12 protein-coding genes and 1 tRNA gene are annotated in these 15,747 nt (G+C 61.6%); 3 read left to right on the top strand and 10 right to left on the bottom strand.

Translation table 11 applies throughout. The features are described 5' to 3' along the window. Nucleotides 1–26: 26 nt before the first annotated feature. The gene (locus FH061_RS17080) at nt 27–191 is read right to left on the bottom strand and encodes a rubredoxin (RefSeq protein WP_151637037.1); all 165 of its coding nucleotides are present in this window, start codon (nt 189–191) and stop codon (nt 27–29) included. Nucleotides 192–242: 51 nt separating this feature from the next. Beyond that, a complete protein-coding gene (locus tag FH061_RS17085) occupies nt 243–728 on the bottom strand; it encodes a rubrerythrin family protein (RefSeq protein ID WP_151637038.1) in 486 nt (161 codons plus the stop codon). Nucleotides 729–961: 233 nt separating this feature from the next. Between FH061_RS17085 and FH061_RS17090 the strand changes: the two genes are divergently transcribed. Then, nucleotides 962–3,274 carry an NADP-dependent malic enzyme gene (locus FH061_RS17090; protein WP_151637039.1) on the top strand — a complete coding sequence of 771 codons (2,313 nt, stop codon included), beginning with the start codon at nt 962–964 and terminating at the stop codon, nt 3,272–3,274. Nucleotides 3,275–3,406: 132 nt separating this feature from the next. Here FH061_RS17090 and FH061_RS17095 read toward each other — a convergent pair whose 3' ends face one another. The 4 genes from FH061_RS17095 to FH061_RS17110 all read right to left on the bottom strand — a co-directional run bounded on the left by FH061_RS17095 (nt 3,407) and on the right by FH061_RS17110 (nt 6,791). Further along, on the bottom strand, nt 3,407–4,195 hold the full coding sequence (locus FH061_RS17095; protein ID WP_151637040.1) for a TssQ family T6SS-associated lipoprotein: 789 nt from the start codon (nt 4,193–4,195) through the stop codon (nt 3,407–3,409). 20 nt (nt 4,196–4,215) lie between these two features. Further along, entirely contained in the window at nt 4,216–5,460 is a 1,245-nt protein-coding gene (locus tag FH061_RS17100) for an adenylate/guanylate cyclase domain-containing protein (protein ID WP_192805109.1), read from the bottom strand. Between the two features lie 172 nt (nt 5,461–5,632). Next, entirely contained in the window at nt 5,633–6,562 is a 930-nt protein-coding gene (locus FH061_RS17105; protein WP_151637042.1) for a 5'-nucleotidase, read from the bottom strand. Between the two features lie 144 nt (nt 6,563–6,706). After that, nucleotides 6,707–6,791, bottom strand: a tRNA-Leu gene (locus FH061_RS17110). Between the two features lie 191 nt (nt 6,792–6,982). On the opposite strand from FH061_RS17110, the gene FH061_RS17115 reads away from it, so the two are divergent. After that, entirely contained in the window at nt 6,983–8,938 is a 1,956-nt protein-coding gene (locus FH061_RS17115) for an APC family permease (protein WP_151637043.1), read from the top strand. Nucleotides 8,939–9,046: 108 nt separating this feature from the next. On the opposite strand, the gene FH061_RS17120 is transcribed toward FH061_RS17115, so the two are convergent. After that, a complete protein-coding gene (locus tag FH061_RS17120) occupies nt 9,047–9,289 on the bottom strand; it encodes a DUF3072 domain-containing protein (RefSeq protein WP_151637044.1) in 243 nt (80 codons plus the stop codon). Between the two features lie 393 nt (nt 9,290–9,682). Between FH061_RS17120 and FH061_RS30530 the strand changes: the two genes are divergently transcribed. Then, nucleotides 9,683–9,826, top strand: coding sequence for a hypothetical protein (locus FH061_RS30530; protein WP_192805110.1), 144 nt, complete (start codon nt 9,683–9,685; stop codon nt 9,824–9,826). A gap of 45 nt (nt 9,827–9,871) precedes the next feature. Here the strand turns inward: FH061_RS30530 and FH061_RS17125 are convergent, their stop codons facing one another. The 3 genes from FH061_RS17125 to FH061_RS17135 are packed head-to-tail and all read right to left on the bottom strand — an operon-like array spanning nt 9,872 to nt 15,679. Then, nucleotides 9,872–13,000 (bottom strand): efflux RND transporter permease subunit, encoded by a 3,129-nt coding sequence (locus tag FH061_RS17125; protein ID WP_151637045.1) that lies wholly within the window; start codon nt 12,998–13,000, stop codon nt 9,872–9,874. A gap of 9 nt (nt 13,001–13,009) precedes the next feature. Continuing rightward, complete coding sequence (locus FH061_RS17130; protein WP_151637046.1) at nt 13,010–14,149, bottom strand: efflux RND transporter periplasmic adaptor subunit; 1,140 nt, start codon at nt 14,147–14,149, stop codon at nt 13,010–13,012. Between the two features lie 45 nt (nt 14,150–14,194). Then, nucleotides 14,195–15,679: an efflux transporter outer membrane subunit gene (locus tag FH061_RS17135; RefSeq protein WP_151637047.1), complete on the bottom strand. Its 1,485-nt coding sequence runs from the start codon at nt 15,677–15,679 to the stop codon at nt 14,195–14,197. Nucleotides 15,680–15,747: the final 68 nt, after the last annotated feature.

Below are 15,747 nucleotides of genomic sequence, written 5' to 3' on the forward strand. Positions count from 1 at the left end.
TTTTCCTTGTCAGGCAAGCCGGCGGGTCAGAGGGCGACCATTTCGAAATCGGCTTTGGCGACGCCGCAGTCGGGGCATTCCCAGTCGGCCGGGATGTCTTCCCACCGGGTGCCGGGGGCGATGCCGTCTTCCGGCAAGCCTGCCGCTTCGTCGTAGATGAAACCGCAAACGATGCATTGATAAGTTTTCATGGCGATGCTTCCCTGTCTTGTATTGTTGATGGTTGGCTTACGATGTAGTGATCAGGCAGGCTGCTCAGTCGCGGCGGCCAGAACCCTGCGGTAGTTGTTGGCATGCCGCTCTTCGACCTTGGCCAGTGCGGCGAAGCGCTTGGCGGCCATTTCCAGCGTGCGGCGGAAGGCCTCGGCATGTTCCTTTGATTCGGCAATCTGCTCGTCGAACTCGGCGACTGCGGCGGCATTGCCTTCTTCCACCGCGAGATGGCGGAATTTCGGATACATCTCGGTGTACTCGTAGGTTTCGCCTTCGATCGCGATTTCCAGCGCCTTTGCCGGAGTCAGCCTGGCTTTCGGATACAGCAGGTCGAGATGGCCGAATGCATGCATGACTTCCTGGTCGGCGGTGTCTTCGAAGATTTTTGCCACATCGTCGGCGCCGGCTTCGCGTGCCAGCTTGGCAAAGTAGCGGTACTTGATATGCGCCATGGCTTCGCCGGCGAAGGCGGCTTCAAGGTTCTGGATGGTGATGGAATCGTTTTGCACGGCCATGATCTGCTCCCACAGTTGATGTATTTGTTTAACCAATCGGTATGGAGAGGATAATAGAGAATGTTGATAAATAAGAAAAATTGATTGTGAATATCAAATCGATAGATTTTTATGTGGAGGTGCGGAATTCCGATAGTAAAGGTCAATCCAACTAGGACAAATACGTATGATTTACGTTAATGTCGTCTGATAAAATCGTGAGCTTTTCGTAAGCTAAAAAGGAAGGCCACATCATGGAATCGTCGTCCGATCAAAAAGAAGAACTCCGTCAGCAGCTTCGCCAGGCGGCGCTCGAATACCATGAGTTTCCTACCCCCGGAAAAATCAGCGTTACCCCCACCAAAACATTGACCAACCAGCGCGATCTTGCGCTGGCCTATTCCCCCGGTGTCGCCTCGGCTTGCGAAGAAATCGTGGTTGATCCCGCCAATGCCTTCCGCTATACCGCCCGCGGCAATCTCGTTGCCGTCATCACCAACGGCACCGCCGTGCTCGGCCTCGGCAATATCGGTCCGCTCGCTTCGAAGCCGGTGATGGAAGGGAAGGGCGTGCTGTTCAAGAAATTCGCCGGCATCGATGTCTTCGATATCGAGATCAACGAGACCGATCCGGACAAGTTGTGCGACATCATCGCCGCGCTGGAGCCGACATTCGGCGGCGTCAACCTGGAAGACATCAAGGCGCCGGAATGCTTCTACATCGAGCGCAAACTGCGCGACCGGATGAATATTCCGGTCTTCCATGACGACCAGCACGGCACCGCGATCATCGTCGGCGCGGCCATCCTCAACGGACTGAAAGTGGTCGGCAAGAACATCAAGGATTGCAAGCTGGTGGTTTCCGGCGCGGGCGCCGCGGCGCTGGCCTGCCTTGACCTGATCGTCGACCTCGGCTTCCCGATTGAAAATATCTTCGTCACCGACCTGGCCGGCGTGGTCTACAAGGGCCGCGTCGAACTGATGGACCCGGACAAGGAGCGCTTCGCGCAGGAAACCAGCGCGCGCACACTGGCTGAAGTCATCCCGGATGCCGACATTTTCCTCGGCCTGTCGGCCGGCGGCGTACTCAAGGCCGACATGGTCGCCAAGATGAAGCCCCGTCCCCTGATCCTGGCGCTGGCCAACCCGACGCCGGAAATCCTGCCCGAGGAAGTCAAGGCGGTGCGCAACGACGCGGTCATCGCGACCGGCCGTTCCGACTATCCGAACCAGGTCAACAACGTCCTCTGCTTCCCGTACATCTTCCGCGGCGCGCTCGACTGCGGCGCCACCACGATCACGCGCGACATGGAAATCGCCGTCGTGCACGCGATCGCGGAACTGGCCCAGGCCGAGCAGTCCGATATCGTGGCGACCGCCTACGGCATCAGCAACTTGTCGTTCGGCGCGGAATACCTGATCCCGAAGCCCTTCGATCCGCGCCTGATGATCAAGATCGCGCCGGCGGTTGCGAAGGCAGCAGAAGACTCCGGCGTGGCGCTGCGTCCGATCCAGGACATGCAGGCCTACATCGGCAAGCTGGAGCAGTTCGTCTATCGCAGCGGCACCTTCATGAAGCCGATCTTCCAGATCGCCAAGAAGGCGCCGGCGGCGAAGAAGCGCATCGTATTCGCCGAAGGCGAGGAAGAGCGCGTCCTGCGCGCGGTGCAGGTGGTCATCGACGAAAAGCTGGCCAAGCCCATCCTGGTCGGCCGCCCCGCGGTGCTGGCACAGCGCATCGAAAAGTTCGGCCTGCGCATGCGTCCTGAAGTCGACTTTGAAATCATCAATCCCGAATACGACGAACGCTACCGCGAATTCTGGCAGGAATTCCTGTCGATGACCCGCCGCAAGGGTGTTACCGAGCAGTACGCCAAGCTGGAAATGCGCCGCCGCCATACGCTGATCGGCTCCATGATGATCCACAAGGGCGCCGCCGACGGCATGATCTGCGGCACTTACGGAACCACGGCGATGCACTTGCAATACATTGACCAGGTGCTTGGCAAGCGCGAGGGCGTCAACGTCTATGCGGCGATGAATGCGCTGGTCCTGCCGGACCGCCAGATCGTGCTGGTCGATACGCATGTGAATGAAAATCCGACCGCAGAGCAAATCGCCGAGATCACCATCCTTGCGGCGGAAGAGATGCGCCGCTTCGGTTTGCTGCCGCGCGCGGCGCTGCTGTCGCATTCCAACTTTGGCACCTCCAACAGCGAATCGGCCAGGAAGATGCGCGCGGCAAGGGATATCATCCGCGAGCGCGCCCCCGACCTTGAAGTCGATGGGGAAATGCACGGCGACGTGGCGCTCGATCCGGTCCTGCTGAAAAAGATGATGCCGGATTCGCCGCTCACGCGTGATGCGAACCTGCTGGTGTTGCCCAATATCGATGCGGCCAATATCGCCTACAACCTGCTCAAGACCGCTGCCGGCAACGGCATCGCGATCGGCCCGGTACTGCTCGGCTGCTCCAGGCCGGTCCATGTGCTGACGCCGTCGGCGACGGTACGCCGCATCGTCAACATGACGGCGCTGTGCGTGATGGATGCGGTGGCGGAACGCTGATCCAGCCGAAGTCTCTCAATAAGAAAAAAGCCGTTCCCCCGCAAGGGGAACGGTTTTTTATTGTTGCTGGTGCGGGTGGTGATCGGCTTGCGATGCCCCGGGTCAAGGCCCGGGTCGCTCGGGATGCGCAGATCAGGAAGCCTTCTTGGAAGCCTTCTTCGCAGGCGCCGGGGCTGGCGCGGCTTTCTTCGCCGCGGCTGCCTTTTCGCTGCGATAGATGCCCGCCCATGTCGGATGGCCGGCTTCGGAAGGCAGCAGTTCGAATTCGGGATCCTTGGCGAAGATCTGCTTGAATTCATTCTGGCATTGCCTGTTGCGTTGGGTAATGCAATAAATGAAGGCTGAATACTTGTGCGCGCGCAGTTCGTCATTCCGTGCCGGAAGGCCTGCCTTCAACGCTGCCTGCAGTGCGGCGAGCGATTCCCTGTAGCGTCCGGCGTCGTATTCCTTGATGCCCTCCGCCAGCTTCTGCTGCCCCGGCGTGGCATTGGCGCTGGTGCCGCGGCTCAATGCGAGCCGCTCTTCCATGGCGCCCTTGGTGGAGCGCCACACCGGCCCCCACTGCGGATGGTTGGCTTCGGCTACGGACAGGTCGAATTTAGGATCGGTCTTCAGCAACGCCTGGAATTGTTCGCGGCATTGAAGCTCCCGGCCATTCATGCAATGGATGAAGGCCATGTGCTTGTAGGCGTTGGCCGTATCCTGCGCCGTCAGCTGGTTGCTTGCCAGTGCGGCGTTCAGTTCAATCAGCGCCGCGTCATGGCGATTTTCGCGATAGTCGCTCAAGCCTTGCTGATAACGCGACTGCGCTTCAGTCGAAGACAGTACGACAGCGTTGTTGCCGCCGGCCTGTTGAGAAAGCTGGGCGCAACCTGCCACCGCGGCGGCCAGCAAAGCGACGGCAAACTTCATGCGAGACATCTTCTTGCTCCTATTTCTTTTCAAAACACGAACTGTACGGTGGTTTCCGCGCCGGACTTCACTTCGATGGTTTCCTTGTACGGCGCGAAATCGCCGTTGCGCACCTCGATGCGATGCTTGCCCGGCGTGAGGCTGATGGATTTGATCGGAGGGCTGATGCCGCGCTTGGCGCCGTCGACATAGATTTCGCCCCAGGGCTGGATCGCGAGATTGATCGTGCCCGGTTTCGGCGGCGGGGCCGCTTCGGCGGGACGGGGTGCCTTCTCCGGCTCGGGAGTGCTTGCGGCGGCTGCGGAGGTCGCCGGCGCCGGTGAAGATGCCGACGCCGGTATCGATGCGGCTGCCGCCGTCGCGGCGCGATTACCTTGCGCCTTGTCCGCCTCCGTGCTCGCCGCTACCGGTGCGGCGTCGGCTGTTGCCGCGGCTGCCGCTATTGCTGCAATGCCGTCCGACTCCTTCAGCTCTTTCGGCTCTTTCGGTGCGCTGGTCCACGACCACACAGCGCCAACCAGGGTCAGGGCGCCGACGCCGGCGGCAATCAGGCCGGTGCGCGACAATTGCCCGCCTGCCGCCGGCTGCTGTTCGGATGCGGACTTGGCAGCGGCCTGCTTCCCGGGCGCGGGCGCAGTTTTCATGACAACGGTATCGGCCACGAATTCCTGATGGCCGGTATTGCGCGCCCGGGAACGGTCGCGCAGCTTTTCCGCAAGGTTTTCATTATCCTTGACCGGTCCGAATCGATACACCTCGTGCTCGCGCACATGCTTGTCCTGGCGCGTGCCTTCATAGACGAACAGCTGGGTATAGTCCCGGGAAAACCGTGAAATGATGTCGTAATACGAGTGCGACACCATTACCTGCCCGGGTTCGGAAAAACTCATCACCCGCTGCGCATCGTTGACGCCATCGCCGATCATATTGGTATGGCCATTGATGTCGCGCACGATTTTCAGCGGTCCGAGGTTAATGCCCATCCGTACAAAACCCGGTTCGCCGACACCCACGTTCATGGTCTCGATCGCATCGCGCAAGGACAGCGCCGCAAAGAGTGCATCTTCGGGATCGCCAAGGAAGGCAATGCCTGCGCCATCACCGGTATCGACCATGATGCGCTCATTCGGCGCAACATTTTGCACCGCATCGGCGAGCATCGCGTTGAAGATTTCCTTCATCTCCAGCTGGTCGGGAACGGTCCGCGTCGAATAGCCGACGATATCGATGAATAACACGCTGCCGATAAAGGTGCGGTTGAGTTGCTTCAACATGGAGCCTGCGTCATTCATACCTGCCTCGGAATTGCCTTAAAGAAACGTATATGGACGCAATTCTACCCTTTTACCGGCGTTTACAAACGGCAACATGGACTCGCTGTAATGAAAGCGGCGTTTTTGCATCAAGCGCTGAGACCACCACATCCAAGCGGGATCGTCCCCTTTGTTATTTGACAGGCAAGCCGGAATCGAGAAGCGATTTCAGCGGAACACGCCCGGTCTGCACGAGAGGTGCGGCACGGTCGCAGTGTGCAAGCTGATCGTCGAAAAAGATGTGCGGCTTGAACGCGGCAAGCACTTCCGACTTGGCAACGCCACCCATGAAAAACGTTTCATCAATGGCGACATCCCAGGCGCGCAATGTGCGGATGACCCTTTCATGCGCAGGCGAGGATCGTGCGGTGACGAGCGCCGTGCGGATCGGCCCGGAACGGCCGTCGGTCGATTTGAAATTGTTCTGTATGTAGGACAGCGCCTTCAGCAGCCGTGCGAACGGGCCTTCCGGCAAGGGCTTGAGCGCGTTTTCCCGTTCATGGCTTTCGAACGCTTCAATGCCTTGCTCCTGATAGATCCTTTCCGATTCGTCGGAAAAGATTACCGCATCGCCGTCGAAGGCAATGCGGATCTGGTCGACTTCCTCGAAGCTGCCCTCCGGTTTCTGGTAGAGCAGGGCGGATGCCACGCCGGAGTTGATCGCGGCCTGCACATCGTCTTCATGCAGGGACAGGAACAGGCTGACATTGAAGGCGCGCAGGTATGGCGCGAGCGAGGCGCCGCCGGACAGGACCGCGCGCGTGATGTCGAGATCGTAATGGCGGATCGAATTGAAGATCCGCATGGAGGTCTCCGAGGAATTGCGCGACATGATGACGACCTCGACGAAGCGCTGGTTATGAACCAGCACATTCAACCGCAGCAGCGCGCGTACCAGCGCAAAGCCCGCACCAAGCTTCAGGATCTCGTTCTCATGTTCAATCTGATGCCTGCGGTAGGCATCAAGCCCTTGCGTGCGAAAGATCGCTTCCTCGGCTTCCAGGTCAAACAGGGCGCGGGAGGAAATGCCGACGACGAGCAGGTTATCAAGCGAAAAAGGCATGGCGATCCCGGTCGGTGTGAATGGGCAGGCAATGAGCCGCAGAGACTGTCCGGTGTCGCGTTCCGCATACCGGAGGAAGACGTCGCATAAATGAAAAACGCACCTCGTAGGGTGCGTTGTCAATTAACTTCTGCTCTTTGTTTTTGGTGCCCGGGGTCGGAATCGAACCGACACTCCTTGCGGAACCGGATTTTGAGTCCGGCGCGTCTACCAATTTCACCACCCGGGCAATACCTGAACGGACAATCCTATTGCTGTCCGCATGAATCCAGCGATGCATCTTGCGAAGTGCAACGCGCCGGGTATTATCTCCGATTTGCAGCAATCGAGCAACACATGCGGGGATCGTCTGCATTGTCATACCGGAATTGAAAGGCGTATCATCGCCTACTTCCTGCAATCCAATTCGCTACAACAATAATGAAGTCCGCCAAAATCCGCGAGATCGTTCTCGGCAAAGCGCTTGATCCGATGAAGTCCGAGACGCGGCATTCCCTTGCGCTTGTCGCATTTCTGGCTTGGGTCGGACTCGGCGCCGACGGCTTGTCGTCGTCGGCGTATGGCCCGGAGGAAACTTTCCGGGCGCTGGGCGAGCACAGCCATCTCGGCCTGTACATGGCCATCGCTACAGCGATCACCGTCTTCATCATCGCGCTCGCCTATAACCAGGTGATCGAACTCTTTCCCACCGGCGGTGGCGGATATCGTGTCGCATCCATTCTCGTCGGTCCCTACATGGGCCTGATTGCGGGATGTGCGCTGATACTCGATTACGTCCTGACGATCGCCATCTCCGTGGCGGCGGGCGTGGAAGCTTTGGCATCGCTGCTTCCTCTTGGTTTTCATGCCTACAAGCTGCCGGCCGAAGCCTTCTTCATCGGCCTGCTGATCATTCTCAACCTGCGCGGCATGAAGGAAGCCATCCGCATTTTGCTGCCGATCTTTCTCGGTTTCGTCGTCACGCATTTTGCGCTGATCGTGTACGGCATCTTTGCTCATGCCTCCTACCTGCCCGATCTCATTCCCAGCACTCTCTCGGAAACCACTTCGCTGGCGAGCGATATCGGCTGGATCGGCGTTGCGGGCATGCTGCTGCTTGCCTATTCCCATGGCGGAGGCACCTACACCGGACTGGAAGCGGTGTCCAACAACGTAAACATTCTTGCCGAGCCCCGCGTCCACACCGGCAAGATGACCATGATCTACATGGCACTGTCCCTGGCGTTCACCGCCAGCGGCATCATCCTGCTGTACCTGCTATGGGATGCAAAACCGGTCGCCGGACAGACCCTCAATGCATCCACCTTCCGCGCCATCATTGAAAGCTTCGGCATGGGCGCATGGGCCAACCAGATCATGCTGACGATCGTGCTGGCCTTTGAAGCCGGCCTGCTTTTCGTTGCCGCCAATACCGGTTTCCTCGGCGGTCCGTCGGTGCTGTCCAACATGGCCGCCGATTCCTGGGTGCCGCATAAATTCCGCTATCTTTCCACGCGCCTGGTCACGCAGAACGGCATTCTCGTGATGGGCATCGCAGCGCTTGCCATCCTGCTCTGGACCGGCGGCAGCGTGACCCTGCTGGTGGTCCTGTATTCGGTCTCGGTATTCCTGACCTTTGCCGTCTCGCTGTTCGGTCTTTGCCTTTACTGGTGGCGCCACCGCAACGAGAAGGCCTGGATGCGGCGCCTGTTCCTGTCGCTGCTCGGCTTCATTATCTGCGCCAGCATCCTGGGCGTGCTGCTGATCGAGAGATTCACCGAAGGCGCCTGGGCCGCCGTGCTCATCATCGCCGCCATTGCGGCGCTGTGCATTTATATCCGCAATCATTACCGCGACACCAAGAACGCGATCCATTCGGTGGACCAGGTCTTTGCCAACCAGCCCTTCGGCTCGCATGCCGGTGTCATCGACCCCGATCCCGACAACCAGACCGCCGTCTTCATCGTCGGTTCGTCGCGCGGCGGCGGCCTGCATGCCTTGCTGTGGGTGCAGCGCATGTTCCCCGGCCATTTCAAAAACTTCATTTTCGTCAATGCCCGTACCGTCGATGCGCATGCCTACGGCGGCGAAGGTGCGGTGGAGCAGATGCGTGCCGAAGCCAATGCGACGCTGAAATTCTTCGTCGACTTCTGCCACAGCCACGGCATGGCTTCCGCCGCTTATCTCGGCTTCGGCACCGACGTGGTCGATGAGGTGACCAAGCTGTGCGAAACCATCAGCACCGATTATCCCAATTCGATCTTCTTCACCAGCAAACTCATCTTCGAGCATGACAACTGGTTCACCCGCCTGCTGCACAATCAGGCGGCACTGGCCATCCAGCGCAGGCTGCATTTCGAGAGTCTGCAGATGGTGATTCTGCCGATGAAGGTCTGACCGAACATTCTTTTCATGCACTGCAGCTGCAAGGATCATGCAGCATGCAAGCAAAACGCCATGTCCCGAAAATGCTTGAGACATGGCGTTTTCATTTTCAGCCAGCGATTATTTGCGCTGGCTACCGTGCTGGTCTTCCAGTCCGCGGCCTGTCCTGTGCTGCAACTCATCGATGCGCTCAGACGCTTCGGCCTTGGTAAGGTCTTCATCGACGGGTTCCTTGGCTTGTTCCGCCAGGGTCTTCAGATAGGATTTCTGCGCACCTGTCATTGGTTCGTCTCCCGTGGTCCAATCCTTGGGATCCTTGACCATGTTGCTGCCTTGAGCGTTGTCCTGGGTCTGCTTGTCCATTGCTTTCTCCTGTTAAAGACATCATCCGGAAGGATGCGACCTCGTTGCGTCAGGATGACATGCCAAACGGCCAACGAAGATCTGTCTTGTAAAGACTGTATAAAAATACAGTAGTTCACGGCGTGGAGCGATTTCGAAATAGTTTATTTCTATAGATAAAGCAAATACGAAAGCGATTTGATATTCGCACGCTGGTGAAGAACAAACCTGCACGGCGCGCCGGGAAAAAGCCGTTCATCGAAATCAGGCACGTCGCCAATTCACGCCGAGCCACACCGACGCGCCTCGCGCGGTGCGAAAAAACAATCGCCGGGGCCGCATGCGAGTTCAACACCCTATAATGTGGCCCGAAATGCAGGTTTGCCCGTTTGAAACACCAATAAGGAAAGCATCATGAAACAGCAAGGCTGGACCATCATCCAGACAATGATCGTCCTGCTGATCGCAGGCTTGGCCGGCGCCTATGCGGTCAGCTATCTGATCGACAAGCGATGCGAAGCGGACCCCTCGCGCTCCGTCTGCAGCGGACGGCGCTGAACGGCGTGCAGGCGGAAACCGCACGCCGTCAACCGCATACCCGCTTCATTCTTCCTGCGTCACTTCCTGGCGGACGGTCACGGGACGACTGCTACCGTCGGCATGCTTCTTCTCCCTGCCGAAAAGGCGCTTGAGCAGATGCTCAAGATCGTCGATGTAGGTGTAAACCGCCGGCACCACCAGCAAGCTCAGCAGAGTGGAGGTAATCAAGCCTCCGATCACCGCAGTGGCCATCGGTGAGCGGAAGCTGGGATCGGCGCCCCATCCCATGGCCAGCGGCAGCATGCCCGCCCCCATGGCGATGGTGGTCATCACGATGGGCCGGCTGCGCTTGTGGCAGGCATCAACCAGCGCGTCGAAACGGCTCATGCCGGCCTGGCGCGCCAGAATCGCATAGTCCACCAGCAGGATCGAGTTTTTTGTGACGATGCCCATCAGCATGATGAGGCCGATCATCGACGGCATGGAGAGCGCCTTGCCGGTCAGCAGAAGCGCGAAGAAGGCGCCGCCGATCGACAGCGGCAGGGCCGCCAGGATGGTGACGGGCTGCATGAAATCCTTGAACAGCAGCACCAGCACGCCGTAGATGCACAGCACGCCGATCAGCATGGCAATGCCGAAGCTGGCGAACAAGGCTTGCATTTCCTGGGCATCGCCGAGTTCGGCGATCTTCACCGAGGGCGGCAGGTTTTTCATCGACGGCAGGGCGCGCGCTTCCGCATTGAGTTCGCCGAGCGCGCGGCCGCCGAGCTCCACTTCCAGGATCACGTTGCGGCTGCGGTTGAGGCGGTCGATCTGCGCCGGGCCGCTGTCGATGCCGACATCGGCGACATTGTCGAGCATGACCGGCCCCTGCCGGCCGGGAACGGTCAGCCGTTCGATGGCGGAAAGATCCGCGCGCACCGTGTCCGGCAGCTTCACCCGGATCGGCACCTGGCGCTCGGACAGGTTGAGCTTGGGCAGCGCGATGTCATAGTCGCCGGCCGTAGCCACCCGCACGGTTTCACCGATGCTTGCCGCGGTCACGCCCATGTCGGCCGCCCTAGCGAAATCCGGCCGCACGATGATTTCCGGCCTCACCAGCGAAGCGCTTGAACTGACGTTGCCGATGCCCTTCAAGGTGCGCAGTTCACGTTCCACCTTCTGCGCCGACTGCACGAGCGCCAACGGATCTTCGCTGCGCAGCACCAGCTGCATCTTCACGCCGGTGTCGGGCGGACCCACGTTGAAGCGCGCGCCGGGGATGTCGGCAAGACGTTGCCGCAGCTGTCTTTCGATCTCTTGCAGCGATTCGTCGCGCTCGGTTCGATGAGTGGTGGTCAGCGTCAGCACCGCGCGGCGCGCTTCGGCGGTGGCGCCGGGCGCGAAGGCATCGCCGCTGGAACCGCCGCCGATCGAACTGAATACGCTTTCTATGCCGCCGACCTGCATTGCCGCCAGTCTGGCCTGCTCGGCGACCAGACGCGTCTCGGCAAGCGCGCTGCCGGGCGGCAGTTCGATGTTGATCTGCGTCTGGCTGCGGTCCGCCGGCGGCACGAAGCCGGTCGGCAGCAGCGGCACCAGCGCCAGCGATGCAAAGAAGAACACGCCGGAGGCGATGGACGTGAACAGCCTGTGGCGCAGACACCATTGCATGACGGCGAGATACTTGCGCATGATCCAGCCGTCCTTCTGTTCAACCTGTTTGGCCGGCTTGAGCAGGTAGGCCGCCATCATGGGCGTGAGCAATCGGGCGACGACCAGCGAGGCAAGAATGGCGATCACCGCCGTCCAGCCGAACTGCTTGAAGAACAATCCCGGGATGCCGCCCATGAACGCCGTCGGCAGGAACACCGCGACCAGCGCGAAGGTGGTGGCAATCACCGCCATGCCGATCTCGTCGGCGGCTTCCATGGCCGCCTGCATCGGCGTCTTGCCCATGTGCAGATGGCGGGCGATGTTTTCGATTTCCACGATGGCGTCGTCGACCAGCACGCCGACCACCAGCGCCAGCGCCAGCAGTGTCACGGTATTGAGCGTGTAGCCGAAGTAGGACAGGCCGAGGAAGGTGGGGATGACGGAGAGGGGCAGGGCGGCAGCGGCCACCAGCGTCGCGCGCCAGTCGCGCAGAAACCACCACACCACCAGGATCGCCAGCAGCGCGCCTTCATAGAGCAGGTGCATCGAGCCTTCGAAGTTTTCCTCCACCGGGCGGGCATTGTCGATGACCTGCTTGATCGACATGTTGGGATGAGCCTGCTGCAGCTCGGCGATGGCGGCCTGCGCATTGCGGGCCACCGTCAGTTCGCTGGCGCCCTTGGTGCGGAATATCTCGAAGGCCACCACCTTGCGCCCGTCCTGCGTGGCTTCGGAACGCTGTTCGGCGACGGTGTCGGTGACCGTGCCGACTTCGCTCAGCCGCACATGACGGCCATCGGCCAGCGGAATTTCCATCGCCCCCAGTTCCTGCGCGGTCTTGACGGTGGCAATGGTGCGCACCGCCTGTTCGGCACCGCCGACATCGCCGCGTCCGCCCGGCGCTTCCTGCTGCACCAGCCGGATCTGGCGCGAGACATCCACCGCCGAAACGCCGAGCGCGCTCATGCGGCCCGGATCGAGTTCGATGCGGATTTCCCGGGTGACGCCGCCGATGCGCTTGACCGCGCCGACGCCCGGCACCGAGAGCACGCGCTTTGTCACGGCATTGTCGACGAACCAGCTCAGCTCCTGCATGTCGAGCTGGCTGCTGGAGCCGGGTGTGGCATTGACGACAAAGGTCGATATCGCCCGGCCGGAGGTTGGATTCTTGGCGATGGTCGGATCACGCAGTTCGCTCGGCAGGTCTGCCCGCACGCGCGCCACCGCATCGCGCACGTCATTGACCGCATCCGAGATCTGCTTTTCCAGGATGAATTCGACAGTCAGCTGCACTTCGCCGTCGAGCACCTTGGTATAGATGTTCTTGATGCCTTGAACCGACGCCACCGAATCCTCGATCTTGCGCGCCACCTCGGTCTCGAGCTGGGCGGGAGCCGCGCCGGGCAGCGCCGCGTTGACGATGACGATGGGCAGTTCGATATCGGGGAAATCCTGCACGGCATTGGCGCGGTAGGCCAGCAGGCCGGCCAGCGTCAGCAGGGTGAACAGCATGATCGCCGGGATCGGATTCCTGATGGAGAAGGCGGAAAAGTTCACGGGCAATCCTTATTTCGAGGCCGGACTGACGACCTTCACCAGATCGCCGTCATTCAGGAAGCCGGCGCCATTGCCCACCAGCACGGCGTCATCGGCCATGCCGTCCAGGATCTCGATACGGCCGGAAAGGCGCCGTCCGGTCTGCACCTTGACCTGGCTCACGCGATTGTCGGGGTTGACGCGGAATACATAGCTGAAGCCGTCACGCACCACCACCGACTGCTGCGGCACGGTCAGCGCCTTCGAACTGCCGAGATCGAATTCACCGCGGGCGAACATGCCGGCCTTGGGCGGCGCGTCCCGTTCGGAGCTCTGGGGCAGGTCAACATAGACCAGCGCAATGCGGGTCTGGGGGTCGACGGTGGGCGCGAACGTGCGCACGCTGCCCTTGAGCTGCGTGCCGTTGGCGGCGGTCACCAGGGCCGTGCTGCCGGTTCTCAGGCGCCCCAGTTCGGAAGATGTGACTTCGGCACGCCATTCCAGGCGGCCTTGCCGGATCAGCCGGAACAGCTCGGTGCCGGCCGGGACGACGGCGCCCACCGTCGCGCTGCGCGAGGAAATCACGCCGTCGTCCGGCGCCGTCAGGCGGGTCTGCTTGAGGCGCAGCTCCTGCGCGGCGAGCATCGCCCTTGCTGCCTCGACTTTGGCTTTTGCGGTCTGCTCTGTCGTCAGGTACTGGTTGATCTGCTGCGTGCTCAATGCGCCGGTTTCCGTCAGCGTGCGTGCCCGGGCGGCGTTGGCGGCGGCGTCGGCGGCATTGGCCTGGGCTTCGAGGAGGGCGGCGCGCGCCTGTGCGACATCGGCCTTGCCGGTTTCCGCGGCAAATGTCGCCAGCACCTGGCCCGCCTTGACCCGGTCGCCGACATTGACGCGTACCTCGGTGAGCCGCAGGCCGTTGGATTCGCTGCCGACGATGGCTTCCTGCCAGGCCGCGATATTGCCGTTGGCGACCAGCTTCAGCGGCGCATCGATGCGCTCCGGCTTGACCGTGGTGACGGTCAATGCCGCCTTCGGGGGCGTGGCGGCGCTCTTGTCTTCCGCCGCGCCTCGCTTGCCCGACAGCAGCGACGCGGCGGTGAGCGCAATGACGGCAATCGTGGCCACGGCGATCAGGGCCAGCGTGATGGGTTTGAGTTTGAGACGTTTCATCGGAAGGATTTCGTTTGCTCTCGTTCGTCGTTGTTGCGCAGGCGCTTATCGCGCAGCATGTGGCGCAGCCTGCGTGGTGGTCGTGGTGGTCTTGGCGGCCGCCGCCTGGGCCGATGGCGCGTTCCAGCCGCCGCCGGCGGCGCGGTACAGGGCGATCCATGCGGCGATCCGCTCCTGCTGCAAGGCGGCCAGCGCAAGCTCGGCGGCAAGACGCGTGCGCCTGGATTCTTCAAGTTCCAGCAGGCTGCCCAGACCGCCCCGGTAGCGTGCCTCGGTGGCATTGAAGGAGGCGCGGTAGCCTTCGGCGGCGATGCGCGCATCGTCGCTGCGCGAGGCCGTGCTTTGCAGTCGCACCAGTGCCTCCTCGACTTCCCGCACCGCCTGCCTGACCTGGGCGCGGTAGCGGATGACGGCATCGTCATACCGGGCTTGGGCGGCTTCGATGTTGGCCGCCCGCCTTCCGCCGTCGAAGAGGGGAAGGGTCAGCGCCAGCGGACCGATCGACCAGGTGCTCAGATCGGTATCGGCGCCGCCGGTACGAAAGCGGATTGCGCTGACCGAACCGCTCAGGCTCAGCCGCGGGAAGCGCTGCGCCAGGGCGGCGCCCGCCTCGGCGCTGGCCGCGGCAACTTCGCGCTCGGCATTGAATACATCCGGGCGCTGCGCCAGCACGGCGGCGGGTAGATGGTCGATGGCCAGCACCGGATTCTCGGGCAGGCGCGAAGGCACGGCCAGGCGCTGGCGCAGTTCGGCTTCCGGCAGCGCGGTCAGTGCCGTCAACGCCTTGATGTCGATATCGCATTGCGCCTGCTGCTGGGTTGCGCGGTTGTTTCCTTCCGCCGCGCTGGCGCGCGCGAGCGCGGCATTCGCAGGGGATTGAAAGCCGGCGTCGAGGGCGAGCTGCGCCAGCCTTGCGGATTCGGCGCGCGACTGCGCGTCCGAACGGGTGATGGCGAGCAGCAGTTCGCAGGTGCGGAACTGGTAATACAGATTGGCGGTTTCCGCGGCCACCGACACGCGGGCTTCATGCCAGGCCGCCTGCGCGCCTTCAAGCCGCGCGGCTGCGGCATCGCGGGTGGCGGCATTGGCGCCGAATACATCGATTTCCCATGCGGTCTGCAAGCCTGCCTGCAGTGCCGCGCCTGTCGGGGTCGGCGGTTGCGAACGGGCCCTGGTGGCGCTCAGCGAGCTGTCCAGCGTCGGCAGCAATGCGGCGCCGGCGCCCACCCGGGCAGCGCGTGCCTGGCTGATGCGCGATGCCGCGGCGGAAACGGTCGGGCTTGCAAGCTGCGCCGATTCCAGCAGATAGGGCAGCTGGGCGTCATCGGTCTGTTTCCACCAGTCGGCGATGCCGGCCAGCGTGCCGCCGTGCGGCAATCCGGATGAGGCCGCCCGGGTTCCCGTTTCCGGCAGGGCGGCCCCCCAGCTTGCCGGGCCCATGGCATCGACGTGTGCCGGCGGTGCCTGCACGGCGCAGGAAGCGATCATGCAGGGAAGGAAGGCAAGAGCAATGATCCTGTGAATCTTCATCGGGTCCATTCCATGGATAGGGAGCGCCGGCTTGCCAGGCCAGCATGCGAACATGTGAATGCATGAAA

The sequence above is a fragment of the Noviherbaspirillum aerium genome (genome assembly GCF_008929045.1).
Lineage (GTDB): Bacteria > Pseudomonadota > Gammaproteobacteria > Burkholderiales > Burkholderiaceae_D > Noviherbaspirillum > Noviherbaspirillum aerium.

Bases quoted from the DNA above. Each gene is read 5' to 3' on its own strand.
- FH061_RS17100 (WP_192805109.1), bottom strand. From the start codon at position 5,460: ATGTTGAAGCAACTCAACCGCACCTTTATCGGCAGCGTGTTATTCATC.
- FH061_RS17105 (WP_151637042.1), bottom strand. From the start codon at position 6,562: ATGCCTTTTTCGCTTGATAACCTGCTCGTCGTCGGCATTTCCTCCCGC.
- FH061_RS17090 (WP_151637039.1), top strand. From the start codon at position 962: ATGGAATCGTCGTCCGATCAAAAAGAAGAACTCCGTCAGCAGCTTCGC.
- FH061_RS17085 (WP_151637038.1), bottom strand. From the start codon at position 728: ATGGCCGTGCAAAACGATTCCATCACCATCCAGAACCTTGAAGCCGCC.
- FH061_RS17120 (WP_151637044.1), bottom strand. From the start codon at position 9,289: ATGGACAAGCAGACCCAGGACAACGCTCAAGGCAGCAACATGGTCAAG.
- FH061_RS17080 (WP_151637037.1), bottom strand. From the start codon at position 191: ATGAAAACTTATCAATGCATCGTTTGCGGTTTCATCTACGACGAAGCG.
- FH061_RS17115 (WP_151637043.1), top strand. From the start codon at position 6,983: ATGAAGTCCGCCAAAATCCGCGAGATCGTTCTCGGCAAAGCGCTTGAT.
- FH061_RS17095 (WP_151637040.1), bottom strand. From the start codon at position 4,195: ATGTCTCGCATGAAGTTTGCCGTCGCTTTGCTGGCCGCCGCGGTGGCA.
- FH061_RS17135 (WP_151637047.1), bottom strand. From the start codon at position 15,679: ATGAAGATTCACAGGATCATTGCTCTTGCCTTCCTTCCCTGCATGATC.
- FH061_RS30530 (WP_192805110.1), top strand. From the start codon at position 9,683: ATGAAACAGCAAGGCTGGACCATCATCCAGACAATGATCGTCCTGCTG.
- FH061_RS17130 (WP_151637046.1), bottom strand. From the start codon at position 14,149: ATGAAACGTCTCAAACTCAAACCCATCACGCTGGCCCTGATCGCCGTG.